Origin of the sequence: Moraxella sp. CTOTU49803, assembly GCF_032097965.1 — a bacterium.
GTDB lineage: Bacteria > Pseudomonadota > Gammaproteobacteria > Pseudomonadales > Moraxellaceae > Faucicola > Faucicola tetraodonis.
This window is the reverse complement of sequence record NZ_DAMCJP010000001.1, coordinates 184,630-209,610: the sequence shown is the minus strand read 5'-3', so window position 1 is coordinate 209,610 and position 24,981 is coordinate 184,630. Positions and strand designations below refer to the sequence as shown.

At 44.9% G+C, this 24,981-nt stretch carries 23 protein-coding genes and 1 pseudogene; 13 read left to right on the top strand and 11 right to left on the bottom strand.

Annotated features, from left to right (window positions below):
* The first annotated feature begins 62 nt into the window (after positions 1-62).
* From RT422_RS00915 to RT422_RS00900, 4 genes are all read left to right on the top strand, one after another.
* Complete coding sequence (locus RT422_RS00915; RefSeq protein WP_313420912.1) at positions 63-1,094, top strand: cation diffusion facilitator family transporter; 1,032 nt, start codon at positions 63-65, stop codon at positions 1,092-1,094.
* 293 nt (positions 1,095-1,387) lie between these two features.
* Positions 1,388-2,143, top strand: a complete 756-nt coding sequence (locus RT422_RS00910; RefSeq protein WP_313420910.1) for a hypothetical protein — start codon at positions 1,388-1,390, stop codon at positions 2,141-2,143.
* Between the two features lie 18 nt (positions 2,144-2,161).
* The gene (locus tag RT422_RS00905; protein WP_313420907.1) at positions 2,162-4,030 is read left to right on the top strand and encodes a monovalent cation:proton antiporter-2 (CPA2) family protein; all 1,869 of its coding nucleotides are present in this window, start codon (positions 2,162-2,164) and stop codon (positions 4,028-4,030) included.
* A gap of 62 nt (positions 4,031-4,092) precedes the next feature.
* Positions 4,093-4,620 (top strand): O-acetyl-ADP-ribose deacetylase, encoded by a 528-nt coding sequence (locus RT422_RS00900; protein WP_050324091.1) that lies wholly within the window; start codon positions 4,093-4,095, stop codon positions 4,618-4,620.
* A 124-nt stretch (positions 4,621-4,744) separates the two neighbouring features.
* Here the strand turns inward: RT422_RS00900 and RT422_RS00895 are convergent.
* The 3 genes and pseudogenes from RT422_RS00895 to RT422_RS00885 form a co-directional block, all read right to left on the bottom strand.
* Positions 4,745-4,831 (bottom strand): annotated as a pseudogene (locus tag RT422_RS00895) (hypothetical protein); the annotation flags it as partial.
* An 85-nt stretch (positions 4,832-4,916) separates the two neighbouring features.
* Positions 4,917-5,201, bottom strand: coding sequence for a YbdD/YjiX family protein (locus tag RT422_RS00890; RefSeq protein WP_076774460.1), 285 nt, complete (start codon positions 5,199-5,201; stop codon positions 4,917-4,919).
* Between the two features lie 86 nt (positions 5,202-5,287).
* A complete protein-coding gene (locus tag RT422_RS00885; RefSeq protein WP_409520103.1) occupies positions 5,288-7,378 on the bottom strand; it encodes a carbon starvation CstA family protein in 2,091 nt (696 codons plus the stop codon).
* Between the two features lie 521 nt (positions 7,379-7,899).
* Here RT422_RS00885 and RT422_RS00880 point away from each other — a divergent pair.
* The 5 genes from RT422_RS00880 (at position 7,900) to scpB (ending at position 12,054) form a co-directional block, all read left to right on the top strand.
* Positions 7,900-8,889: a lipid A biosynthesis acyltransferase gene (locus tag RT422_RS00880; protein WP_313421398.1), complete on the top strand. Its 990-nt coding sequence runs from the start codon at positions 7,900-7,902 to the stop codon at positions 8,887-8,889.
* Positions 8,890-9,016: 127 nt separating this feature from the next.
* The gene (trpS, locus tag RT422_RS00875; protein WP_313420902.1) at positions 9,017-10,108 is read left to right on the top strand and encodes a tryptophan--tRNA ligase; all 1,092 of its coding nucleotides are present in this window, start codon (positions 9,017-9,019) and stop codon (positions 10,106-10,108) included.
* Between the two features lie 10 nt (positions 10,109-10,118).
* Positions 10,119-10,724: a class I SAM-dependent methyltransferase gene (locus tag RT422_RS00870; protein ID WP_313420899.1), complete on the top strand. Its 606-nt coding sequence runs from the start codon at positions 10,119-10,121 to the stop codon at positions 10,722-10,724.
* Positions 10,724-11,512, top strand: a complete 789-nt coding sequence (locus RT422_RS00865) for a segregation/condensation protein A (protein ID WP_313421397.1) — start codon at positions 10,724-10,726, stop codon at positions 11,510-11,512. Before RT422_RS00870 ends, RT422_RS00865 begins: the two co-directional genes overlap by 1 nt.
* Entirely contained in the window at positions 11,509-12,054 is a 546-nt protein-coding gene (scpB, locus tag RT422_RS00860) for an SMC-Scp complex subunit ScpB (protein WP_313420896.1), read from the top strand. The genes RT422_RS00865 and scpB overlap by 4 nt, the downstream gene beginning before the upstream one ends.
* A gap of 62 nt (positions 12,055-12,116) precedes the next feature.
* Here the strand turns inward: scpB and RT422_RS00855 are convergent, their stop codons facing one another.
* Entirely contained in the window at positions 12,117-12,815 is a 699-nt protein-coding gene (locus RT422_RS00855; protein WP_313420893.1) for a DUF805 domain-containing protein, read from the bottom strand.
* Positions 12,816-13,049: 234 nt separating this feature from the next.
* Between RT422_RS00855 and rluB the strand changes: the two genes are divergently transcribed.
* A complete protein-coding gene (rluB, locus tag RT422_RS00850) occupies positions 13,050-13,913 on the top strand; it encodes a 23S rRNA pseudouridine(2605) synthase RluB (protein ID WP_036591148.1) in 864 nt (287 codons plus the stop codon).
* Positions 13,914-13,994: 81 nt separating this feature from the next.
* Here rluB and RT422_RS00845 read toward each other — a convergent pair whose 3' ends face one another.
* From RT422_RS00845 to RT422_RS00825, 5 genes are all read right to left on the bottom strand, one after another.
* A complete protein-coding gene (locus RT422_RS00845) occupies positions 13,995-14,717 on the bottom strand; it encodes a hypothetical protein (protein WP_313420891.1) in 723 nt (240 codons plus the stop codon).
* Between the two features lie 194 nt (positions 14,718-14,911).
* Positions 14,912-15,232 carry a hypothetical protein gene (locus tag RT422_RS00840; RefSeq protein ID WP_007115494.1) on the bottom strand — a complete coding sequence of 107 codons (321 nt, stop codon included), beginning with the start codon at positions 15,230-15,232 and terminating at the stop codon, positions 14,912-14,914.
* A gap of 85 nt (positions 15,233-15,317) precedes the next feature.
* Positions 15,318-15,626 (bottom strand): hypothetical protein, encoded by a 309-nt coding sequence (locus RT422_RS00835; protein WP_188875439.1) that lies wholly within the window; start codon positions 15,624-15,626, stop codon positions 15,318-15,320.
* 35 nt (positions 15,627-15,661) lie between these two features.
* Positions 15,662-16,414 (bottom strand): ribulose-phosphate 3-epimerase, encoded by a 753-nt coding sequence (gene rpe / locus RT422_RS00830; protein ID WP_282849179.1) that lies wholly within the window; start codon positions 16,412-16,414, stop codon positions 15,662-15,664.
* A gap of 492 nt (positions 16,415-16,906) precedes the next feature.
* Positions 16,907-18,037 (bottom strand): endonuclease/exonuclease/phosphatase family protein, encoded by a 1,131-nt coding sequence (locus RT422_RS00825; RefSeq protein ID WP_313420889.1) that lies wholly within the window; start codon positions 18,035-18,037, stop codon positions 16,907-16,909.
* A 303-nt stretch (positions 18,038-18,340) separates the two neighbouring features.
* On the opposite strand from RT422_RS00825, the gene asd reads away from it, so the two are divergent.
* From asd to RT422_RS00810, 3 genes are all read left to right on the top strand, one after another.
* The gene (asd, locus tag RT422_RS00820; RefSeq protein ID WP_313013166.1) at positions 18,341-19,483 is read left to right on the top strand and encodes an aspartate-semialdehyde dehydrogenase; all 1,143 of its coding nucleotides are present in this window, start codon (positions 18,341-18,343) and stop codon (positions 19,481-19,483) included.
* A gap of 447 nt (positions 19,484-19,930) precedes the next feature.
* Positions 19,931-21,382, top strand: a complete 1,452-nt coding sequence (locus tag RT422_RS00815) for a hypothetical protein (protein WP_313420887.1) — start codon at positions 19,931-19,933, stop codon at positions 21,380-21,382.
* A 157-nt stretch (positions 21,383-21,539) separates the two neighbouring features.
* Positions 21,540-23,084 carry a hypothetical protein gene (locus RT422_RS00810; protein WP_313420886.1) on the top strand — a complete coding sequence of 515 codons (1,545 nt, stop codon included), beginning with the start codon at positions 21,540-21,542 and terminating at the stop codon, positions 23,082-23,084.
* 112 nt (positions 23,085-23,196) lie between these two features.
* On the opposite strand, the gene RT422_RS00805 is transcribed toward RT422_RS00810, so the two are convergent.
* On the bottom strand, positions 23,197-23,733 hold the full coding sequence (locus tag RT422_RS00805; RefSeq protein WP_313420885.1) for a gamma carbonic anhydrase family protein: 537 nt from the start codon (positions 23,731-23,733) through the stop codon (positions 23,197-23,199).
* 105 nt (positions 23,734-23,838) lie between these two features.
* Positions 23,839-24,934, bottom strand: a protein-coding gene (prfB, locus tag RT422_RS00800; RefSeq protein ID WP_099807750.1) for a peptide chain release factor 2 whose coding sequence is annotated in 2 segments (ribosomal slippage) — positions 23,839-24,861 and positions 24,863-24,934 — 1,095 coding nt in all. Because the reading frame shifts where the segments join, the coding sequence is not laid out codon by codon here.
* Positions 24,935-24,981: the final 47 nt, after the last annotated feature.

Sequence of the window (24,981 nt, the reverse complement as noted above, 5' to 3'; positions counted from 1 at the left end):
AAGTCGCTGATTGGGCTACAATTTAGCTAATTTTTACCATTAATTAGTGTAAGTAAATAACAATGACCTCACAACCGCTTCAAGATTCAAAGCAGCCCACTGGCGCGCACCCTAATGGGCATAGTCATGGCAACAATCACCACCATGATGACGCTGACCACAGCCCCAGTCACAGTCACAGCCATACGGATAATCAGCGTATCGTCACGATAGCGTTTGCCATCATTGCAAGCTATATGATTGTTGAAGTCATCGGCGGTTATATTACCGGCAGTTTGGCGTTGTTATCAGATGCAGGTCATATGTTTAGTGATGCAGTGTCACTTGCCATGACTTTGTTTGCGTTTATCATCGGTAAAAAATCTGCTACCTCCAATAAAACTTTTGGCTATCGCCGTTTTGAGATTTTGATTGCACTCATCAATGGTCTGACGCTACTGATTATCAGTGCAGGTATTATCTATGAAGCCGTACTGCGTTTTCAGCAGCCGCCACAAATCGCCACCACGGGTATGCTAGTTATCAGTACTATTGGGCTTATCGTCAATTTGGTGGTCGCCAAACTGATGCACGGTGGTGATACTGATAATCTAAATATGAAAAGCGCTTATTTACATGTATTAAGTGACTTGCTAGGCTCGGTGGCTGCGATTATTGCTGCTATTGTGATTATGCTGTTTGGCTGGGTGTGGGCAGATGCGGCAGTGAGTATTTTGGTGGCGCTACTGATTGTTCGCAGTGGCTATGCTGTCGTCAAAAATGCCGCCCATATCTTGATGGAAGGCGCGCCCAATGATATTGACCAAAGCGTTATTATCAACACCCTCTCTGCCCACCCAAACGTGTTATCGATTCATGATTTACATGTCTGGACGATTACCAGCGGCTTACATAGTTTATCTTGTCATATCATCGTCCCAAGCTCGCTTACCCTGCAGCAAACTGATGCACTATTATCAGACTTACAACACGAGTTACAGCATTTAGGCATTGGGCACAGTACCATTCAATTTGAGAGTGATTTGCATGCGCACTCCGCGCAGTTTAATTGTGATATTGCCAGCACGCCCCCTGTCCATGCGCACGCGCACTAACCGACTCTTTTCACCTAAGGTGCCAAAAACTCGATGTTGCCGCTGAGCGTTTTTAGTTTTTGTTTTGTGGTGTTTGCTATTTGCTTGCTTAACTTTTCTTACGATTAATTGCTTAATTGTGCGCATTACTTAGGCTAAATATGTTAGGATGAATCAGCACCATGCTGTGGCAAGCGTTGTTTGCTAAACGCTTGCTAAACGTTTGCCAAACAATTAAACATCTGTATTTAATATCTATTTAAGTTTCTATTAAATCTATATAAAAATCATTAGCTTACTGGAGGTAAACGCGTATGACACACCGTTCTGCACCTTTCGTGGCACCCAACTTGCATCTCACCCAATCTGATGGCTCAGACAACTCAGATAATAGCAATCCCTCAGCATTGCTGGTTGATGAAAAGGCGCATAAAAAACAGGTCAAGTTATTGCTCTCCACCTTGCAAGCCGATATTGCCCAGTTTCGGGATAATTTTTTTCCGCCGCCCTATCTCACCCAAATTCAAGATTTGCCTATTTATGCAGGCAATTTGGCAGAGGTGCAAAGCTATGAGCAAACCTGGCAAGCTTTGATTGACCGCGCCAAAGGGTTTTATCCTTCGGCAGGATTGCCGCCTGATTATCTGCCATTACCCGCAAGCCTTGAGATACCGCAGTTTATTTATCATGTGCAAAAACTGCATTTGACTCGTACCAAAGCCAAGGAATCCAAAAATTTTGGCTCGGTGGGTGCACTGGTTGAAAAATGCGGTCCTTATGAGGATGCCCAGTTGATGGCGATGGAAAATGCCTTAGCCAAAGGCGAAGACGTGCGGCTGGTGGCGCATCGTGAATTTATTGATTTACGCGCTTATGTGTTTTGTCGTAATCCCAAAGGTGAATTGCTAGAGCCTGAACGGATTCGTTTTTATCGCACAGGTTTGGTTATTCAAACCTTAGCAGACTTTAAAGTGGTGGACAGTCGGCAAACTCCCCGTAAAAAACGCAATGACGCCTATAAAAATGCGATTGCCGATAACGGGGTTTGGAAAATTTTTGTCAAAAATTAAAAATAATTGAGGTTTTGTATGTTTGTGCTTGCTGCCAGTGCTGATAGTTCTATGATGCTTGATGCAACTATCTTTTTGGGTGCGGCAGTGATTTTGATACCGCTTGCAAAGCGTTTTGGTATCGCCACGGTATTGGGTTATTTGTTTACAGGCTTATTGCTGGGTCCAAGTTTTTTGAAAGTTGCGGGCAACCCCGATGACTTGCTGCATTTTTCTGAATTTGGGGTAGTACTACTGTTATTTATTATTGGCTTAGAGCTACAGCCCTCTCGGCTTTGGGCACTTAGGCAACAGATTTTTGTGTTAGGCGGGCTGCAGGTGATTGTCACGGGCGTGGTGCTGATGCTGCTATCGTGGTATTTTTTAGATATTCGGCTATCAAATAGCTTTGTCATCGGTTTTGGCTTGGCGCTGTCATCAACGGCGTTTGTGTTGCAGTTATTGGGTGAAAAAAAGCAGCTTGCCACCACGCATGGTCAGCAAGCCTTTACTATTTTATTGTTTCAAGATATCGCGGTTATTCCTTTACTTGCCGCATTGCCATTTTTGTCGGGCGCGCAAGAGCAAAATTACGATTGGATTTATTTTGCCAAAGTCATCAGTATTTTTGCTGGCATGATATTTGTCAGTCGGTTTGTGGTACGTCCTTTCTTTAAGTTTGTGGCTTCTAGTAACGCCACCGAGCTGCTCACCGCCACGGCGTTATTTATCGTACTGGGTGTGTCGCTATTGATGAATTATATAGGCTTGTCAATGGCACTTGGGGCATTTTTAACCGGGGTGCTATTGGCTGACTCCGAATACCGCCACGAGCTAGAGGCGAGTATTGAGCCATTTAAGGGGCTGCTGCTTGGGCTGTTTTTTATGTCAGTTGGTATGCTCACCAACGTCAAATTAATTGTCGCCAAGCCCTTACTCATCATTGGCTTGGCAGTATTGCTGATGCTCATTAAATTTGTGGTGCTGACAATCATTGCGCGGCTCATGGGCAACAAAAACGAAAGTAGTATCCGTCTTGGGGTGACGCTAGCGCAAGGCGGGGAATTTGCGTTTGTACTGTTTAGCGTGGCGACCGCCCAGCATCTGTTAACCCGTGAACAACAAAATATCCTAAACCTTGTGGTGACTGTCTCAATGGCAATGACGCCACTGGCATTTTTGTTACTGGAAAAAATTGGCAATCCGATATTTGCCAAAGCTAAGCCCAGTAAAGAATACGACAAAATACCCAACCATGAGCACGCAGTGGTGATTGCAGGCTTTGGACGTGTCGGGCAAATCATCGGTCGAGTGCTACGCATGCACAATATTGAATTTACCGCGATTGAAAAATCTGCCAACCAAGTCGATTTCGTCCGCAAATTTGGTAACCAAGTATACTATGGCAATCCCCAAAATCCCGAGATCCTACGCGCAGCAGGGCTTCAACGAGCCAAAGTTTTTATTATTGCCATTGGTGATATCGAGCTGTCTGCAACGGTGGCCGATTATGCCGTACGCAATTATCCGCATTTGACCATCTTGGCACGTGCCAAAAACCGTGAGCATTATTATCGTTTGCGCGATGCGGGGGTTAAGTATATTTGGCGAGAAACCTACCTATCTTCGCTGGATATGTCACGCGAAACCTTGGAAATATTGGGCATGGCACCACAAACTGCCCGAAAAACCGTGCAAATGTTCCGCGATTATGATGACGCGTTGATTGAACGGCAGCGCGCCATCTATGAAGATGAAGCCGAGATGATTGCCTCAGCACAATCGGCGATTCAAGAACTCGAAAGCTTATTTGATAGCGATATGACCACCGCGAAACATGAACTCCATAAAGACAAAGAGCGGTTTGAAAAATTGGCCGAGGAATCCTACTCGCAAACAAAAAAATAACCCAAAAAAACCATCAAAAGAAACGAACATTTAAAATGTTAAAAATCATAAGGAGTACAAGCATGCAAATCCGTGTCGTACAACAAGATATTACGACCCTAGCTGTTGATGCGATTGTCAACGCTGCCAACAATTCATTGCTCGGTGGCGGCGGGGTTGATGGCGCTATTCACCGTAAAGCAGGCACGTCACTGCTTGCGGCTTGTCGAGTGATTCATGATGAGCAAGGCGGTTGTCCTACTGGCAAAGCCGTGATTACCCCTGCAGGGAATTTACCCGCCAAATATGTGATTCACACCGTCGGACCTGTTTGGCATGGCGGACAGTCAAATGAGTCAGCGCTACTTGCAAGCTGTTACACCGAATCGCTGAAACTTGCTGAGCAAAACGGCGTTAAAACCATTGCTTTTCCCAATATTTCAACGGGTGTGTATCGTTTTCCAAAACAACAAGCCGCACAAATTGCGGTAAACACCGTAAAAGATTTCGTCAAGCAAAACGAAAATAATGAATTTGAAGACATTATCTTTGTCTGTTTTGATGCAGAAAATTATCAGCTTTATCTAAATTTAGTCCAACCCGAAAATTAAAATATGCAAATTTTACATGATGGCGAAGCTTTAACTATCGCAAAGCGGTATCTGAATGCAATGTCCAAATCCATGGGCGACTGCCAACTTGCAATCATGAAAAATGAAACAATAAACCGCCTTAAGGGTGCATGATATGAGAGCCTATACACACTGCCACCAGACCTGCCAACGGGCGATTGTGTATAAATCTTGGGTCATTTTTGCCGACAATCATTGGCAATTTTTACAAAAATTAACAATTCAATTTTGATAAAAAAAACAGCCTAATTTTAGACTGTTTTTTTAATGTTTTATTAACAAGGGCATCGCTTCATGCCACCGCCATTACTCGGGTAGCGCGCATCGACGCAGTAGCGAAAAAAGGTCTTTTCATCCATCGGCTCTAGGTCAGGATGCTGCTCCTGCATATGGCTGACGTAGGTCGCATAATCAGGGACACCGACCATTAAACGAAAGCTTTGTTGCATCCGTTTGACTAGCGTGATTAGGCGGGTAATATTTTTTGGGCTAAAAATTACCTCCTTTTGCGCCTTCAAGGTCATTTTAATCAAGTTAGCGATTAACGCGTTATTACTCATGTGACTCTCCTTCTATCTGCCCAGCATGGTTTTGGTGAAATCCAAGCAATTGCACAAATATAAGTGCAATTGCTGGTAATTTTTCACTAATGCGGTGCAGAAATATTCAAGGGTTTTGGATCTTCATAAATCGCCTCACCTTCGACCACGGTAGGTTTATCACTTGCCAAAGCTTTTCTTAATGCGCGAATGGTACCGAAAATCATCACAATCATGACAATCATAAAGAAGCCACAAAGCACGGCATCCACATAGTTTGAGAATACGATGGTTTGCATCTCATCCAAGGTCTTGGCAGGTTTTAACACTTCACCTTTGGCAATCGCGGCGCTGTATTTGTGCGCTTGCGCCAAGAAACCAATCGCTGGATTTTCATGGAAGATTTTTTGCCAACCCGCTGTCAGACAGGTAATCAATAAGAAAACCGTGGGTGCCACAGTGACCCAAGCATAATTTTGTTTTTTCATTTTAAATAAAACTGCAGTGCCTAGGGTCAATGCCATCGCTGCCAAGATTTGGTTACCGATGCCAAATAGCGGCCACAATGAGTTAATGCCCCCAAGAGGATCAATCACACCTTGGTAGACAAAGAAGCCCCAAGCGGCTACTGCAATCAAAGTCGCAAGCAAATGCACGCCGAGATTGGTTGAGCCACGTACCGACGGCACCACGATGCCAATTGTGTCTTGTACCATAAAACGACAAGCACGCGTCCCTGCATCGACTGCAGTCAAAATAAACAAGGCTTCAAATAAAATCGCAAAGTGATACCAAAACCCCATCATCGCGGTACTACCAAAGATAGACGATAGGATATGCGCCATCCCAATTGCAAAGGTCGGCGCACCGCCTGTCCGTGAGATAATGGAGCTCTCACCCACTTGCTGCGCTAGCGTTGTAAGCGCATCGGGGGTAATTACAAACCCCAATTTTTGGATAGCGGCTGCCGCTGTCTCTGGTGTTGTACCTAAAAGCGCTGCTGGGGCATTAATCGCAAAGTACATACCAGGGTCAAGAATGGTCGCACAGATCATTGCCATGATACCAACCATTGACTCCATGAGCATACCACCGTAACCAATGGCGCGAGTATCTACTTCATTATCCACAAGTTTTGGGGTCGTACCACTCGATACCAACGCGTGAAAACCAGAGATAGCACCACAAGCAATGGTAATAAACAAGAACGGAAATAACCCGCCTTTAAATACGGGACCTGTACCATCGATAAATTTGGTAACCGCGGGCATTTTTAACTCTGGCATGGTAAAGACAATCGCCAGTGCCAAACCTACAATCACCCCTATTTTTAAAAAAGTTGATAAATAATCACGCGGCGCAAGCAGCAGCCACACAGGCAATACCGATGCTACCACACCATAAATCATCAAAGCCCAAGTCAGCTGGGTACCTGTCAAGGTAAACAATTCAGCCATCGCAGGGTCTTTGGCAATATCGCCACCAAATACAATCGCCGCCATCATCAACACAAAGCCGATGATCGACACTTCCATGATTTTACCTGGGCGTAGATAGCGCATATAGATGCCCATCAGTAGCGCGATTGGAATCGTTGCCGCGATGGTAAATAGTCCCCAAGGACTGTGCGCTAGCGCCTTGACCACCACCAGTGCCAGTACTGCAAGAATAATGACCATCACGCCGAGTGCACCGAGCATCACCGTAATACCCGTAAAAGTACCCAGCTCGTCTTTTGCCATTTCACCCAGTGATTTGCCATCACGGCGGGTCGAGATAAATAGTACAGTAAAATCTTGTACCGCACCTGCGAATACCACCCCAATGATGAGCCATAGCGTACCTGGCAAATAACCCATTTGTGCCGCTAAGATAGGACCGACTAAAGGACCTGCCCCAGCAATCGCAGCAAAGTGGTGACCAAATAAGACATATTTATTGGTAGGAACATAATCTAAGCCATCTTTTAGGCGATGAGCCGGTGTCACGCGGCGGGGATTGAGTTCAAAGACTTTTTTGGCGATAAATAGACTATAGTAGCGATAAGCAATGCTATACGAACACACGGCAGCGGCGACGAGCCACACCGCATTGATACTTTCGCCGCGGTGCAAGGCGATTGTCCCTAACGCCACTGCGCCAATAATTGCAACAAGTAACCACACTATCTTTGATAGCATGGGGGAGTTACTTGTCATTGCGGAATTTGTCTGCATGTCAACTCCTTTTTATATAAGGTCATCCTGGGGTAGAGATAAAAGCAATTATCTTCAACTGAACTAAATTAACATGTAATTACGTTAAAGCATTATTGCTTCTTTTTTGTAATATTTTGCAAATTGTAACATGGATTGGTGGTCTTTCGTCATTGAAAGTATCACTGTTACCCAATATATACCAAATTTACTGGCTTTAGCCTGCGTCGTTGTTTGGTATAATGAGCCAATCAGCTTAAAAGCCTGTATATTTTAGCCTATATTTTTTGACCAGTTTTACAAACTTAATCGACCAAGTCGCTGCTACAGCATTTATTTTTGCATTTTTTATGTATTTTTATGCTTTTTTTAATGAAACATACCCTATGAAACCAACCCAAAATCATAAGCCTCAAATGTTTGACCCAGCAGCCAAAATGACTCCGGTTGATACTGCCAGTAATGATAGTGCCAGTAATGCCGATGCCAATCTGCTGCATCAGTCAACCGTAACACTTGAAGGCATGCCAAAGGTGAGCGAGTTACAAAAACTGCAATCAGCGACCCGTACAGCGCGTAAGCCTTTTCAGTGGCAGTTTTTGTTGCCGCAATATTGGGGGATTTGGCTTGGGGTCGCGCTAATTTTGCCATTGATTTATTTGCCGTTGCGCTATCAATTTAAAATCGGTCATTTTTTGGGAAAATTGTTATTTGGACTAATTAAAAGCCGCCGAGCCGATACTTTGACCAATTTGTCATTGGCGTTTCCAGAGCTCAGCGAAGATCAGCGTTTAGAGATGGCAGAGAAGATTTTTATCAATGCCGGTGTGGGTGTGTTTGAGAGTCTGTGTGCGTGGTATCGACCGGATGTATTTACCCGCTGCGTCACTGTATCAGGGCTGCAACATGTCAAAAACGCCCAATCGCAAGGTAAAGCGGTGATTTTACTCGGTATCCATTCAACTTTGCTCGATTTGGGTGGACGGCTGACCACCATGTTTACCCCGCTGGATGTGGTGTATCGACCGCAAAACAATGCGCTGCTTGATTGGTTTATTTTTAATGCTCGCTCAAAGGTTTATAGCGACCAAATCAGTCATCGCGATATGCGCCATTTTGCCAAAAATCTTAAAGACAACCATGTGGTATGGATCACCCCCGACCAAGATTTTGGGCTTAAACAAGGCGTGATGGCAGACTTTTTTGGGGTGCCCGCTGCCACTTTGACTGCACCACGTCGTATGGCAAAACTGGGCAATAAAGCCAATCCGCCTGCCGTAATGATATTGCATTTTTATCGGGAAACCCCGGATGAGATGCCAAAAGGTCGCAAACCGCATTATCACATCATCTTCTCGCCTGTCATTGAGAACTACCCAACCGAAGATGAATTAGCGGATGCCAATCGCATCAATCAGCTATTAGAAAATTATATCCGTATCGACCCGACCCAATACATGTGGTTTCATCGGCGCTATAAAACTCAGCCTACTGGTATCCGCTATTACCGCTAATTTTGCTCATTTGGCTCATGGGGCTCAGCCAATTTTTAGCATGAATTTGTAGTCAAAACCCGCTATACTAACGGACAATTTTTTTGCCTATTTTGTACTTTTTTTGCTTTTGTTTGGAATTTTGAATATGAATGATAAAATAGCCGCGCCGCGCCGCATTTTAACCGGTATTACCACCAGTGGTATTCCCCATCTTGGCAACTATGTCGGTGCCATTCGTCCAGCGATACAATCGGCGATACAAGGCGCAAGTACGGGAGAAAGCGACGCTTATTTTTTCTTGGCGGATTTGCACGCACTCATCAAATGCCATGACCCTGAGGCGATTCATGCCTCGACCAAGGCAATTGCCGCTACGTGGCTTGCGTGTGGTCTCGACCCTGAGCGCGTGGTGTTTTACCGCCAGTCGGACATTATCGAAATTCCGGAGCTAACTTGGGTGCTCAACTGTAACTGTGCTAAAGGTTTGATGAACCGTGCGCACGCCTACAAAGCCGCCGTAGATGCTAACCGTGAAACGCCAGACACTGACCCTGATTATGGCATTTCGATGGGATTATTTAGTTATCCTGTGCTAATGGCCGCGGATATTTTGATGTTTAATGCCACCCATGTCCCTGTGGGGAAAGACCAAATCCAGCATATCGAGATGGCACGTGATATCGCAGGTACCTTTAATTTTCGCTATTGTGACCCAGAAAAACCGCTTTTTGTATTGCCCGAAGCGATGGTAGATGATGACACGCCGCTACTGACGGGGCTTGATGGTCGTAAAATGTCAAAAAGCTATGGCAATACCATTCCGTTATTTGGCGACCCTTCATCAAATCAGTCGCAAGTAGACGGTGAAAAAGCGCTGCGAAAAGCCATCATGCGTATTGTCACCAATTCACAGTTGCCAGAAGAACCCAAAAACCCCGATGAATCCACGATTTTTGAGATTTATCGTGCATTCGCTAGCGCGGAAGAACAACAACTACTGCGTCAACGTTTTGAGCAAGGTATCGGTTGGGGGGATGCCAAAGAAGTGTTGTTTGAAAAAATTAACAGCGAAATTGCCCCTTTCCGTGCTCGTTACAATGAATTGATGGCGAATCCAAAAGAATTGGAAGAAATCCTACAAATGGGCGCAGAAAAAGCCCGCCGTGATGCGCGCAAACGCCTTGAAAAAGTACGAAAAGCCATTGGTATTAAACCTCTTGCCAAACTCAAAAAATAACGAGCCACTCATGTCATTTGCACACTTTAAAGCCTATACCGATAGGCTTTATCAAACCGATAAAGCCTTTGACGATGCGCAGCCCAACCGTCTCAACCGACATCGCCACCTTGAGCCTGATTCAGCCGAGTTTCTTGCCAGTCTGGTTATCAGTAAACGGGCTAAAAATATATTAGAAATCGGTACATCAACGGGCTATTCTACCCTATGGTTAGGCTATGCGTTAGCCCAAATCAATCGCACCAATACCGAGGATACTGCCACATTGACCTCGATTGATATCGATGAGTGGCGATTACTAACTGCTCGCAACCACCTGCGTACCTTGCAGTTTGACCACAATATCACGCTACAACAAGTCGATGCGAAGGATTTTTTACGTCAGTCAACCGCCCATTTTGATGTGATTTTCTTGGATGCAGAGCGTAGGTTTTATGGTGACTATGTGGCCGATTTTAAGCGATTGCTGACCTTTGGCGATATGCTGATTGTCGATAATGTGATTTCTCATGCCGATGAAGTAGCAGCGTTTTTGTCAGCCTTTGAACAGGACAGCAACTATCTGTGCTCTACCCTATCAATTGGGGCAGGATTGTTCGTGGCGGTTCGACAGTAGTGACCAATTTAGCCATTCGAATTTTTGAGACGCCTGTTCAAAGTCTGCCAGAAGACCTTTATATTCCGCCCGAAGCCTTTGCCATTTGGCTAGAGCAGTTTGAAGGTCCGCTGGATTTTTTGTTGTACTTAGTCAAAAAAAATAACTTTGATATCACCACCACAGCGATTTTGCCGATTACCGAGCAGTACCTGACTTATATTGAGGAATTGGATAACAATCATTTTGAGTTGGCAGGCGATTATTTGCTGATGGCAAGTACCTTAATTGCTATCAAAAGCGAATTGTTACTACCGAGCCCGCAACGGCCAGAGGATGAAAAAAACCCCACCAAGCAGCTGATTGACAGACTTGAACAATACGCCCAAATCAAACACGCCAGTCAGCGTATCGATGCGTTAATGCGGCTTGAGCGCGATGTGTTTTTGGCATACGCCAGTTTGCCAAGCCCTGATATATTAGCCAAAGAGATTGCACCCTATCCTGCCACCATGCTTGCCGACAGCTTAATCAAAATGCAGCTAAAACCCGATTACCAAATGCACCATATCAAAGCTGATATCGTACCTTTGGCAGAGCGTATGGCAAGTATTAGCCGTATGTTGGCAAGTCGTGGTCAAGGCACTTTCCACGATATATTAGATAAATCACAAGGCAAACTGGGTGTGGTGGTGAGTTTTGTCGCCATTTTAGAATTAGCCAAACAGCGGATGCTAAAGTTTGTCGCACAAGAGGATGACAACGCTTCCGATGTAAGCGAACTAACCTTGATATGGGCGTCGTCATGACCGATTTTAACCAACAACATCAGCTTGCCCAGCAGCATAGCAAATCTATCGAAGCGATTTTACATGCTTCAGAAACCCCGATTACTGCCAAACAGCTATGTCACTGGCTATCGATTAATCCAAACCAACTGAGCATGGCACTCACGGTCTTGCAGCAGCGGCTATCACAAGGCGCGTTAACCTTAGCGGATACCGCGAGCGGCTACCGATTGCAAATCGCCAATGACTTTAGCCCACTTATTCAGCAAGTTTTTCCCCAGCGTCAAGAAACCTTAAGCCAAGCGTTATTAGAGACGTTAAGTGTGATTGCTTACAAACAACCGGTGACGCGTGGTGATATTGAACAAATTCGTGGCGTGACTGTATCGAGCAATATCTTACGGCAACTATTCGATAAAGGTTGGATTATTGAGCAAGGCTTTCGCGATACGCTGGGACGTCCTGCACTACTGCATACCACCACAGCGTTTTTAGCCGCCTTTGGGCTTAAAAGTTTGCAAGATTTACCAAAGCTAGCTGATGTGCAACAGCTTGAGCTATAAAAAAGCTGCCGACTGGGCAGCTTCTTAAAGACCTTGTTTAAAGACCCTGCATCAAGAATGCATTAAGGCAAGCGGCGAGCAGGGACGCCCCACTGGTTGACATTTGGCTTGGTATCTGTGCAATACCACACCAACAGCATAATCCCGCCAATAATGGGAATAAAGGCAATCAGCATCCACCAGCCTGATTTATTAACATCATGTAAACGGCGAACAGCTACTGCGATATTGGGAATCACCAACGCCAAAGAAATAAGCCCCGCCACAATGCCATCGGTACCAATCATATAATCAATGATTGCCCCACCCAGATACAACATGACCCACGCCAAATAAAAATACCAATATTCTTTACGTCTAGCGCGCCCTTTAAAATTGGCATAATTGCTGAGACTTTTTTTAACCCAATCAAAAAAGCCATAATTTTCTTCAATCGCCCATGCTGGATTGACGGCATTCATGCCCGCTGTGGGAGTAACTTGACCATAGTTGGCAGTTGTAGGGGTGTCTGTATAGCCGTGAGGGATGGGCGCAATCGTGCTATCTATCGGTTTGTTCAGATTGATTGCATTGCCTGCGGCAAGACCGACAACTGCCACTGCATAACCCTGCGCATCAACACTAAATTCTACTTGTTGTCCTGCCATCGGTGCCGTGGCTTGTTGCCATTGTTGGCTAGTAAATGGGTAATTTTTTCCGTCCTCCGCCATGATGATACCTTGACCATGTTGCGGCGAGAAATTGGCTATTTGCCCTTTCATTGTTATTATTCCTTATAGTTGTATTGATTCACTTATGTCGATAATTATAACGTAAAATAATTTTTACAATGTGACATTATTTATGTTAAATTTTTGGTTAAAATACTGGTTAAAATTTAGCCACATGACTTTATACTAGCATTCAATCATCGCTTGTCCTACAATAGGCACAAGCATGAAGTTTCATGCTAGCACAACATTGTGAAATGTTGCTACCTATTAAAGGATTATTGAATGAAAGACGAAAAACTGCAAAAAGCCCTCGCCCGTCTAGGCTTAGGTTCGCGCCGCCAAATGGAAGATGTGATTCGCGAAGGTCGCGTCAGTGTTAACGGCACTGTCGCTACCATTGGTGACCGTGTCGGACAGGGCGATGAAATCCGAGTCGATGGACGTTTGCTACGTTATACCGCAGAAAACGAAAAACGCCGCCGTATCTTGATGTATTACAAGCCAGAAGGTGAAATTTGCTCAGCCCATGACCCAGAAGGTCGTCCTACAGTGTTTGAGCGCCTGCCACCACTGAACCATGACCGCTGGGTAATGGTGGGTCGGTTGGACATCAACTCAACAGGTTTATTGCTATTTACCAATGATGGTGAACTGGCTCACCGTCTGATGCACCCATCAAATGAAATAGAACGCGAATATGCGGTGCGTGTGATGGGCGAAGTCACCCCTGAGATTATCTTAAATCTCAAACGTGGTGTCATGCTAGAAGATGGTATGGCACAGTTTGATGACATCGTTGAAAAAGGCGGTGAAGGTATCAACAAATGGTACCAAGTCAAACTTAAAGAAGGTCGCAATCGTGAAGTACGCCGCTTATTTGAATCGCAAGGCTTAAAAGTAAGCCGATTACTGCGTATCCGTTACGGCTCTGTCAGTCTCCCAAGGGAACTTCGCACGGGTCGTTATCTTGAGTTAGATCGCCGTGAGATTGACACCTTAGCAGGACTTGTCAACATTCGCCCGCGCCAAGGTACAGGGCTTTACGGCATTGCCAAACGCCGCCAAGAACGCTTTGAGAAAAAACCGCTAAAAGCGCGCCGCGGCGGTCATCACTTACGCCGCGATAAAGAAAAAAGAAGTAGCTAACCGCTATAAAATTTACAAAAAAAGCGTATCCATTTGATACGCTTTTTTTATGTTAATGTACCAATGTTAATCTACCATTGACTACGTGCGATTTTTGACATAGCGGTAAGTTGACGCAAATTGCTGGCTGACTTCATGAAACATCTCATTGAGCAATTCATCTAATTGCAGATTGACCCGAGCCAATACCTCAATGAGCATCTCGCCTGCGGTCATCTCACCTTGAATTTTTTGATTGAGCTGACTGGGATGATATTTGGCAATTTGGTCATACTGGTGTACTGCTTCAGGAATCGTCTGCTCAATCAAGCGGTTGACCACAAACTTATTTTCAGTCAACCATTGGGTTTGCGGATGGTCTGGTTGATTGGCTGACTGATTTTGGTCGCGTTGCCACGCTTGATAACGAATGAGTTTGTCATGGATGGTATCAAGCAGCATTACGGCAGCTGTTGGCATACGTTCAATTGACGCGCCATCAATACCTAAAATCGAAGGTGAGGATAATCGCGATTGTTGAGTTTTTACTTTGAACCATTTTTTGTCGCGCGCATGTTTGCTAGCACGTGGCATCAACTCAAAACGGCTATCACTACCAAAGGTATTGGGAATTGGCAGGGTTGATTGGTACGCCAAGCGCATGGTTTCTGGTTTTGCCAGTGATGCTGTGGGCGGCACAGAATATTGAGACAGACCGACCTCAATACCTGCCATGTCATGTAGTTTATACCAAGCCAGCCTTATCCATCGATACACCAAAAAGCTTATCAACATAGCCAGCAATATACCGAGCAAAATATTCATCTATACGCCCTAACAGCTTGTCTATCAATAACAGCCTGCCTATAAAAAGAAAAAGCAAATATAGCATTACTGTGAATGCAACTGTTTAAAAATTCAAGCATGTTAGCGTTGGCTAAGCCTAAAAATTCATCGGTCAAAAAAAAGTATTGCCCAAAACTTTTAGCTATTAACTGTGTTACCCTAAATCGTCATGTTTACATGGTATGCCAATAGCGAAGTTTATTAATTTCAAATAAAAATGCCACAAACATGCCAAGATAATACGCCAATTTAAGCTCAAAACTGTCATCCCGTAACTTAAAAGGTAATGCGCAAAGTGTGACGGCAAGCGGAATCCACAATAGCATAAACACCCAATTTTCGATGACATTGAGCCAGCCTTGCATTCCCTTGCTACTGCGTAAAGCCGCCAACCCTAACAGCAAGCAAGCAACTATCAGTGTGTTGATTAAGCCTTTTGGAAGATTGCTGGGATAAATCGATAATTCTTGCTTAGTATAATGTGGCAATGCCATTCAATAAATTCCTAAATAATTATTGGGTACTAACGTTATGTGTAGCATCAATCTCTTGATGGGTGCCGACTCGCCGAACAAACTTCTACGAATATGCCGCCATCATCCATAGCATCGCCACACAGCTAAATAACAAACCCAAGGTTAATGCATTGCGATTTTGAATCGGTGCACGCCCTGAGTAGCGATTTAACACCTTTGAGCCCACGACAAAAGCCAGTGGAATACCTAGCCAAAAAATCGCAATGGTACTTACCAGTGAGGGCAGCATTGATGATAAACTATCGCCAAACATCAACCTAAACCCAAAACCTGCCAACCCTAGCAACACCGCAAATATTGCCAGCCCAATTGTCAGACCTTTGGGTACTAAAGACGGGGATTGAACGTCCATACCAATTTCCTTGTGTATCATTGCTTGTGGCGCATTTACGCTGGCACGCTACCGACCAAAGCCAGTTCGGCACGCATCGCGTCAATCGCTTGGCGATAATCAGGTTGATTAAATATCGCTGAACCTGCGACAAACATATCAGCCCCTGCTTCGGCAACCGCACGAATATTACTGGCTTTGATACCGCCATCGACTTCAAGGCGAATATTGCGACCCGATAGCCTAATCATTTCGCGCACTGCTTCAATTTTTTTGAGGGTGCCATCAATAAATGCTTGCCCACCAAACCCTGGGTTGACACTCATCAATAAAATCTGGTCAACTTTATCCATCACATAGTCTAGATAGTGGAGCGGCGTGGCAGGATTGAGCACCAATCCACAGTCAGCGCCGCCATCTTTGATGAGTTGTAAAGAGCGATCGACATGTTGCGTGGCTTCTGGGTGAAAGGTAATGATGCTAGCGCCGGCTTTTAAGAACTGCTCAATCATACTATCAACCGGTGACACCATCAAATGCACATCTATCGGCGCAGTTACCCCATAATCACGCAGCGCCTGACAAATCATGCTACCAAAGGTCAAATTTGGGACATAATGATTATCCATCACGTCAAAATGCACCACGTCTGCACCTGCGGCGATAACCTTCTCGACCTCCTCGCCCAGACGGGCAAAATCTGCCGACAAAATCGAAGGGGCAATCAAAAATTGGCTATCATTATTTGGATGGGCAAATTTATTAGGGGCTTGTTTAGGTGAGTCTTCAAGAATTTCAGACTGGTTCATCATCATTGTCCGTCAGCTTTGATTAAAAAGTGCGGATATTTTAGCAAAGATTATTTTAAAAAACTTCGACTATTTGGTGACTATTACTTGGTGGCTATTATTTGGTGGCTAATATTTGGTGACTAGGACTATTGACAGCGATTATTTGCGGCCCATGAAAATAAACACCGCCACGAGCCTTGCAGCATTTGTATTTAAGTAGCCAAAACAAGGTAGCTAGACTATACTAGATTATAATTGATAAGTACCAAAAAAGATAAAACCCAAGTCTTAGGGCAATAGACTTGGGTTTTAGGGCACTTCATGTCAACTATGTTATTATTATTGGCTTTCCATGATATTACTCATCCTGAGCGTCTCAACACTACCATTCCTTGGTATCATCCTTGTGTTGATGAGTTCATTGTAGTTTGTTGCACGGTTGGTTACTAGCCGCAAAAGGCGGAATCTGTTGTAAGCAAATGCTTACATGGGGTTTTAACTTGCCCGCTGCTAGCTTTCTAATGCGCCTTTCAATAATTTGCTAGCATCACTAGCGCTATCACTCTGAGCTTCCGATAGTTTTTCGCCTTCTTTGATCCCTTCTTTAATGGTTTCTTTTGCCTCTTGGTGATCGGCGATGCTTGGCAAAGGTTCAGGCTGCTCATCCATGACTTCAGGCTCATATTGTAAAGTAGTGAGCACGGGAAAATGGTCGGAGCCAATGTTCGGCATACGCGCCATCGATACCAGTGTGAAGTGATTGCTGTGAAAAACATGGTCAAGCGCCCAGCGCAAAAATGGGTAACTGGCATGAAAGGTATTGATGAATTTACGCCCAATGCGAGGGTCTAGTAGGCCTGAGATACGCTGGAACATGCGTGTGGTATGCGACCACGCCACATCGTTGAGATCACCTGCAACAATCACCGTCAAATCGTTGGCGTTGATGTGTTTGCCTACCATTAATAGCTCAGCATCCCGTGTCACCGATTTATCCGCTTCGGTTGGACTCGGTGGCATGGGGTGCAAGCAGTATAGCCAAACAACTTTTCCCATGGCTAGGCGAACTTGGGTATGAATCGATGGAATATCATCAACCACCAGATATCTTACTTGGGGATTGATAAGCTCAAGCTTTGAGTACAAATGCATACCATACAAGTTATCGAGTGGCACTTTGACGTTAAATGGATAGTCAGCTTCGATTGGGCTTAAAGCGTCTTGCCAAGCTTGGTCAGTTTCGAGCGTCAATACAATATCAGGTTGATGGGTATGGATAAGGTCAATTAAAGCTTGTTTATTTGGATTGGTCGTCAACACATTGGCAACCAACAATTTCACTTGATAATCGCGTGACTTTGGCTTTGCCGTTTGCACTTGTTTCTTCCACAAAAACGTATATGGCAACACCATGTACGCTTGCATAGCCAGCGCAATAAGCAGCAGTAAAATCAATCCCATCTGCCAACGACTGTCAAAAGCGCCCAGGCAAAGTAAGCCAATGAGCGCCACCACCCCCAAAAAAATCAATTGATTTCTGGGAAAATCAGCAACCCTAAACCACCATTCAAACCTAGGGATGGTTGCCCAAAAAGTTGCAAAAACCACAAAACCTGCTAGCAACTGTAACAACAGCGTCATTGTCTATCCTTTCATGTTATATTGCGGTTCACGTTGGTCAATATTAGCTTGTTATCATTAGCATGGCGATATAGTAGCCGCAAAAATACAGCTGATAAATTGCAGTTGTGTTGCCAAACGCTATTTTTCACCCTGACATCGCTATCAGCCTACCATCTATAGCTAAATAGATGCCCCATGTAAAAAAAAATTCACTTGCAAAACATGACAAATACAGGCAAGGTAACAGGTTACTAATTGAAAAATCAATGTGGATTTTCTGCACTATTTATTTTATTTTGTTTACAGTAAGGAAGGGTTATCATGAGTCAGCTACGCGTAGGTTTGGTCGGATGGCGTGGAATGGTCGGTTCGGTATTAATGCAACGTATGATGGATGAAAACGACTTTGAAGGGATTACCCCCGTGTTTTTCTCTACCAGTAATGCCGGTGGCGATGCTCCTACCCCAAATGGCATTGCCCCTAGCAAGCTTGAAGATGCGCATGACTTAGCGGCTTTAGCGGCTTGTGATGCCATTATTACCTGTCAAGGCGGCGACTATACCAAAGAAGTCCATCAACCGCTACGTGATAAAGGGTGGACCGGTTACTGGATTGATGCAGCAAGCACCCTACGTATGACTGACAATAGCATCATCGTCCTAGACCCAGTCAACCGCAATGTCATTGATGACGCTATCAAAAATGGTCAAAAAGACTTTATCGGTGGTAACTGTACGGTATCTTTGATGTTGATGGCGATTGGCGAGCTGTTCAAACGTGATTGGGTTGAATGGGTATCTGCGATGACTTACCAAGCGGCAAGTGGTGCGGGCGCCAATAATATGCGTGAGCTTATCAAAGGCATGGGCTACATCCATGATGGCGTTGCAGACGAACTCAATAACCCGGCAGGCGCAATTTTAGAGATTGACCGTAAAGTAGCCGAATTACAACGTAGCAGCGACTTCCCAAAACAATACTTTGGTGCACCGCTTGCTGGTAGCTTAATTCCTTACATTGATGTACAACTAGAAAACGGTCAATCAAAAGAAGAATGGAAAGGCTGTGTTGAAACCAACAAAATCTTAGGCAATGATGCAGACAAAAATAATGCCAACATTGTGCCGATTGATGGTATCTGCGTGCGTATCGGTGCCATGCGTTGTCACTCACAAGGCTTGACCATCAAACTAAAAAAAGACATCCCTCTAGAAGAAATTGAAGCTGCGCTTCGTGACAGTGGCAATGAGTGGCTAGATGTGGTAGAAAATGACAAAGCAGCAAGCGTTGAGCGTTTGACCCCAGTGGCGGTCACTGGCACCCTTAAAGTTGCCGTAGGTCGTCTTCGTAAGATGAATCTAGGTGGCGAATATTTATCCGCCTTTACCGTGGGCGATCAGTTGTTATGGGGCGCGGCAGAGCCATTACGCCGCACACTTGCGATTATCCGCAATCAATTATAAACCCAAGGTTTTATTTTATAAAAAGCACGCTGACTAGGGCGTGTTTTTTTATGCCTGAGTAGATAAACCTGATAGTGTTAATCCGTTATTTACCCCTAAAAAACGCCATGACCAGTAGACAGGGATTGCCTTTATCAGGGTATTCATAGTATAGCATCATTATCCAAGCATCAATCCACGTATCAATCCGCGCGTAAATTGCTATCAGCAGCGGGCTTTATCCCAAGCTTTATGCCAATAATAAGCGAGTCAGACTATTGAGAGTTTTGGACAAAAAGTGTAAAGTTGAGCAGATAATTTGACTGAAACTTTTGTCAAGTTGTTGGACTATCGATTAATTCGATGTTTGAATATTGCCTGTCGGTATATTGACTACCATGCGACCACACAAGTAGGCATTTTTTAACACCCCTAACTAGGCTATGATACCTTCAGCAAGGATTTTTTATGTCTTGGCAAAAATACTCTGTACACTTGGTATTGGGTTTTCCCTTATCGCTTCCCATTGTCGCTTATGCCGTCAATATTGGCGATACTTATGTACAAACCCAACAAAATCAGCCACTAAACGCCAGTATTAATGTCAGTGATATCAATCCAAGAACTTTTTCTGTCACAGCCGCCCAAGCTGATGTGTATCGCCAGCTAGGCTTGTCAAAAGATGCCGATATTCAAATCAAATTTGTCCCAACCAGTAGCAATGGCGGTCAGATTGTATTGACCAGCAAACGGCCGATTAATGCCCCATTTACCGATGTGGTGCTCAATATCACGGAAAATGGCGTGACCAAAACGTTGCCAAAAACCTTGTTGATGCCCATCGACAGCGCACAAAAAATCACCACGCAAGCCAATACCACGGCTTTGCAATCACCGGCGCAAAACATCGTCATAGGTTCGGCCAATCCTGTGCAGTTGCCTGTTATGTCGCCCGACCCTATGCCCATGCAGCCGATAACGTTGCCATCAACCACCATCAACCAGCTGCCTAATTTACCTACGACTGGTATGCCCGCCGGTGCCGCCCCAATGACCCTGGCTAGCGAAAACAGTGACTACTTGCGTATTCAAGAGACGCGAACGGTTCGAGCTATTCGGCCAAATGGCGCGGTCTATACGCCAGCCGTGCCACAAACACAAAACCCCATCCAAACAAACGCCGCAGACACTCAATTACCTAGCCCAGCAGCTAATTATGGCAATCAACCTTCAGACAAGTCCAAATTTAAGTATAGCGCCAAGAACCCGCAAATCATTGGCGAGACAACCACTTATACACTACAGCGCAATGACAACCTTTGGACCATCGCCAGTAATATCGCAGCAGCAAACCGCAAAGATGTCGATCAAGTGATGACAGATATCATGGCAGCCAACCCGACCGCGTTCCCAGATAATGACCCAACCAAACTTGTCGCCAATACCCAATTACAAATACCAAAATACAAAGTAGTGCCTTCACAAATTGGGATAAAATCGGCCAATAAAGCGCGACAACAATATCGTCAAAATAAAAGACGTGTCGTAAGCAAAAAATCTGTCATCGCACCAAAATCTGCTACTAGACAACCAGCCACCCCAAAAACGACAAAAAAGACACTTAAAGCACAAAAAACACCGCGGCCATACGCAGCAACTAAAAAATCTGAAATGACCATCATCGCACCTAATCATAGCAGTGGTTCAGTACAAGGTCAGAGTACCAAGAACAAGGCAGGCAAAGGGATGTCATCCCAAGTGGCGGCGCAAGTGCAGCAAAAACGCCAAGCCACCGCCCAGCAAGCCACTAAAGTTAACAAACTCAATCAAGACTTAGTGGGCGCTGAAAATCGCTTGAAAATACAAGATACCAAGCTTGCCCAATTAGAAAAACGCTTAAAAGAGTTAAACAAAAAATAATACAGCGCGTGGATGATATTGCCTGTGTGCTGTGTCATTTCATACCGTACAACAAATTTGTGGTGATTCATTAGTCGCATAAAGCGGTAGCTTATATCTTGCTATGCCCTAATGATCACTATCTACCGTAACGATGAGGTGAAAGATGGATCCGATAATGATAGGTATCGCAGCAGTAGTGATTTTGGTAATTGTTGCTGGCGTTTTTTTGATGAAAAAAGGTAAGAGCCAGACAACGGTTGATACTCAGACCCAAGTCAAACGTCCAAAAACCTTGGCTGAACAGCAACGCGAACTAGAACTGCAACGTCAATCACAGCAACCAAGCCCCTATGCTGCGCCTGACCTACCGCAAACGACTTTGCAGGCTGCTCAAACCCTCAATCTCAACGCCCAAGCCAATAACCTAAAAACGCTGGTAGATGAAGAACAAAGGATAACTGCACGCAGCGCAGCGATGACCCATACCGCTGAAGCCGTTGAATCAGATGGACTTGATTTTGATTTGCCAGGTTTTAAACAAGACAGTGATAAGCCAGCCATCAACAGCACCTCACAGGTTGCCATGCCGAGCGTCACTGAAGCGGCACAGCCAGCAACCCTAGCTAATGGTGCTAACAGCAATGCCGATAATGAATTAGATTTTGACTTTGCACTCGATGTGCCTGAAACCAAAATCGCCCCTGTTACACCTGTCCCGCCTGAAACTGACCCTACTACTGAAACCACAGCGGCGCAATCACAATCAAATGAGTTAACTTTTGACGATTTTGATTTTGATCTACCTAGCAAACAGCCCGCGACCGCTGAGACTGTCGCTGCCCCTGTCTTAGAATCACCTACCGAAATTGTTGCCCCAGTGACAGAGGAACCTGTAACCACCACTTCGGCAAGTAACGTCAATAACAATAACAATGCTATTAGCGACAGCGATTTTGATTTTGATTTTGACTTTAGTTTACCAGATAATCCGTCAACGAATGCCGCAACTGCTGCAGCGCCAATGCTAACGCCCCCAACGGCTGCACCGAGCGCTGACAACAATATCGCAGATGATTTTGATTTCGACTTTGATTTGAAAGCGGAGCCAGCGGTTACTCCAACCAATGACGCTACTACAGAAGCAGCCTTAAGCTTTGACACGTCAGATACCAAAGCATCTAGCAATCTACCTTCCGATGCAGCAACTTCTGTACCGGTTGCCAGTGATGAAGCCACAGATATTGCATCGTTTGCTTTGGATGATGAATTACTACGCCAAGCAGAAGCGGCTTCACTAGCCAAGCCTGCTACCCCATCGGTCGCTGAGCCTGTCGTTGACTTGGCAGAAGTCAACGCCCCTAAACCATCTGATTCGCTACTTATCTCAGATGACATGTTTGATTTGTCTTTTGATGACTCAACTACTCAGGCAGCCACTCCAGCAAATACACAAACAACTACGACCCCAACCGCTAGTCCTGAAACAACATCGATAGCAAATGAGGCAAGCCTAACAACTGCGCCAGTTGTTGAAGATTTATCAGCGATTCTCGATGTCATTAAGGATATCGACACGGATACGTTAAACGTAGATTTGGCAGAACAGTATGTGAATTTAGGGGAATACGACAGTGCCAAACGCTTGCTTGATGAAATCAAAGACAGCAACAACACGGCGTTGGTAGAACGTGCTACAGCGTTAAGACAACGTATTGCTTAATAGTCAAGTAACAGGAATAACAGGGCATAAAGCAACACGGCATAAAAAAGGAGCGTGCATTCACTATCCTTTTTTTGCACTAATCTGTATGCTCCAATAACTGCTATCAAACTTAATACACTATCGCTAGAGGCTTAAGTCCTGCTTTAAAAGCATGGGCTTTATCAACATAATGTAATGCGGATAGTTGAAGCATCACTTCGCGCCCCTGCGGCAAGGTTTTGACAACTTTCGCAGGGCTTCCCATCACGATGGAATTATCTGGGATTTGCATATTTTCGGTGACAAGCGCATTGGCACCGATGATGCAATTTTTGCCGATTTGGGCATTATTGAGCACAATCGCACCGATACCAATCAAGCTATTATCACCAACAGTGCAGCCGTGTAGCATCGCCAAATGCCCAATCGTCACGCCTTCGCCAATGGTGACGGCGATACCTTCATCGGTGTGTATCACACTGTTTTCTTGCACATTACTATTTTTGCCCAAATAAATCGGTGCATTGTCCGCGCGTATCACCGCGCCAAACCACACACTGACGTTATCAGCTAGATGTACATCGCCGATGATTTCAGCCGAGTCTGCGACCCAGCCTGTGAAGGGTGCTTGATAGGTGGGTTTTTTGTCTTGCCATTGGTACAGCATATCAAATCCTTATGAAAAAAAAGCGCGTCAACTAAAAAATTGACCCTCTAATTTTAGCAAGTGCGGATAAATTAGCAATGGGTTATTGTAGGCAGCGCAGTTAAATCAAAGCCCTGCTTTTAGGCTCGCTTCGATAAATTTATCCAAATCACCATCTAGCACCGCTTGGGTATTGGAAGTTTCCACCCCTGTACGCAAATCCTTAATCCGCGAGTCATCGAGCACATACGAGCGAATTTGACTACCCCAACCGATATCCGACTTGGTTTCTTCTAGCGCTTGTTGCTTTTCCATACGCTGCATCATTTCACGTTCGTACAGTTTGGCGCGTAGCATTTTCATTGCCGTGTCTTTGTTGGCATGTTGGCTACGTTCATTTTGACACGCAACCACAATACCTGTCGGTTGGTGGGTGATACGCACCGCAGAGTCTGTGGTATTAACGTGCTGACCGCCTGCACCGCTTGAGCGATAAGTATCGATGCGTAAATCGGCAGGGTTGATATCAATCTCAATATTATCATCGATTTCAGGCGATACAAACACCGCCGCAAAAGACGTGTGGCGACCGTTGTTGCTATCAAACGGTGATTTTCTTACCAAACGATGCACGCCGATTTCGGTACGTAACCAACCAAACGCATAGTCACCTTTGACATGAATCGATGCGCTTTTAATCCCTGCGACCCCACCTGCTGATAGTTCCATAATTTCAGCTTTAAATCCATGTGACTCACACCAACGCAAATACATCCGCAGCAGCATCTCTGCCCAATCCTGTGCTTCGGTACCGCCTGAGCCTGACTGGATATCAACATAACAGTTGTTGCCATCCATCTCGCCGCTAAACATACGCTTAAACTCTAAATCTGCGACTTTGGCTTCGGCCTCATCGAGTTCCGCTTGTACGTCTGCCAATAGCGTTGCATCATCGGCTTCCACCGCTAAGTCAATCATGGCTTTGGCGTCTTCCAACTTATCATCTAAAGCGGTAATCACGCCAATGACATTATCAAGCTGCGATTTTTCTTTACTGATTTTGGTGGCACGCTCTGGGTCGTTCCACAATTCTGGGTTTTCAAGCTCTAAATTGACTTCTTCCAAACGCTCTTGCTTGGCTTCGATGTCAAAGATACCCCCGAAGCTGGTTGCCACGGTCAGTTAAGTCTTTGATATGCTCTAAATACGGGTTGATTTCCATGTGAGGTTACCTTAACGTGTTACTATGAAAAATGCGCCATTATACCT

Excerpts from the sequence above, each read along its gene's own strand:
- RT422_RS00900 (WP_050324091.1), top strand. The coding sequence starts at position 4,093 with ATGCAAATCCGTGTCGTACAACAAGATATTACGACCCTAGCTGTTGAT.
- RT422_RS00835 (WP_188875439.1), bottom strand. The coding sequence starts at position 15,626 with ATGGACGTTCAATCCCCGTCTTTAGTACCCAAAGGTCTGACAATTGGG.
- RT422_RS00855 (WP_313420893.1), bottom strand. The coding sequence starts at position 12,815 with ATGAAAGGGCAAATAGCCAATTTCTCGCCGCAACATGGTCAAGGTATC.
- RT422_RS00815 (WP_313420887.1), top strand. The coding sequence starts at position 19,931 with ATGTCTTGGCAAAAATACTCTGTACACTTGGTATTGGGTTTTCCCTTA.
- trpS (WP_313420902.1), top strand. The coding sequence starts at position 9,017 with ATGAATGATAAAATAGCCGCGCCGCGCCGCATTTTAACCGGTATTACC.
- RT422_RS00825 (WP_313420889.1), bottom strand. The coding sequence starts at position 18,037 with ATGACGCTGTTGTTACAGTTGCTAGCAGGTTTTGTGGTTTTTGCAACT.
- asd (WP_313013166.1), top strand. The coding sequence starts at position 18,341 with ATGAGTCAGCTACGCGTAGGTTTGGTCGGATGGCGTGGAATGGTCGGT.
- rpe (WP_282849179.1), bottom strand. The coding sequence starts at position 16,414 with ATGAACCAGTCTGAAATTCTTGAAGACTCACCTAAACAAGCCCCTAAT.
- scpB (WP_313420896.1), top strand. The coding sequence starts at position 11,509 with ATGACCGATTTTAACCAACAACATCAGCTTGCCCAGCAGCATAGCAAA.
- RT422_RS00845 (WP_313420891.1), bottom strand. The coding sequence starts at position 14,717 with ATGAATATTTTGCTCGGTATATTGCTGGCTATGTTGATAAGCTTTTTG.
- RT422_RS00880 (WP_313421398.1), top strand. The coding sequence starts at position 7,900 with ATGCCAAAGGTGAGCGAGTTACAAAAACTGCAATCAGCGACCCGTACA.
- RT422_RS00870 (WP_313420899.1), top strand. The coding sequence starts at position 10,119 with ATGTCATTTGCACACTTTAAAGCCTATACCGATAGGCTTTATCAAACC.
- RT422_RS00905 (WP_313420907.1), top strand. The coding sequence starts at position 2,162 with ATGTTTGTGCTTGCTGCCAGTGCTGATAGTTCTATGATGCTTGATGCA.
- RT422_RS00810 (WP_313420886.1), top strand. The coding sequence starts at position 21,540 with ATGATAGGTATCGCAGCAGTAGTGATTTTGGTAATTGTTGCTGGCGTT.
- RT422_RS00910 (WP_313420910.1), top strand. The coding sequence starts at position 1,388 with ATGACACACCGTTCTGCACCTTTCGTGGCACCCAACTTGCATCTCACC.
- RT422_RS00840 (WP_007115494.1), bottom strand. The coding sequence starts at position 15,232 with ATGGCATTGCCACATTATACTAAGCAAGAATTATCGATTTATCCCAGC.
- RT422_RS00885 (WP_409520103.1), bottom strand. The coding sequence starts at position 7,378 with ATGACAAGTAACTCCCCCATGCTATCAAAGATAGTGTGGTTACTTGTT.
- rluB (WP_036591148.1), top strand. The coding sequence starts at position 13,050 with ATGAAAGACGAAAAACTGCAAAAAGCCCTCGCCCGTCTAGGCTTAGGT.
- RT422_RS00915 (WP_313420912.1), top strand. The coding sequence starts at position 63 with ATGACCTCACAACCGCTTCAAGATTCAAAGCAGCCCACTGGCGCGCAC.
- RT422_RS00805 (WP_313420885.1), bottom strand. The coding sequence starts at position 23,733 with ATGCTGTACCAATGGCAAGACAAAAAACCCACCTATCAAGCACCCTTC.
- RT422_RS00890 (WP_076774460.1), bottom strand. The coding sequence starts at position 5,201 with ATGAGTAATAACGCGTTAATCGCTAACTTGATTAAAATGACCTTGAAG.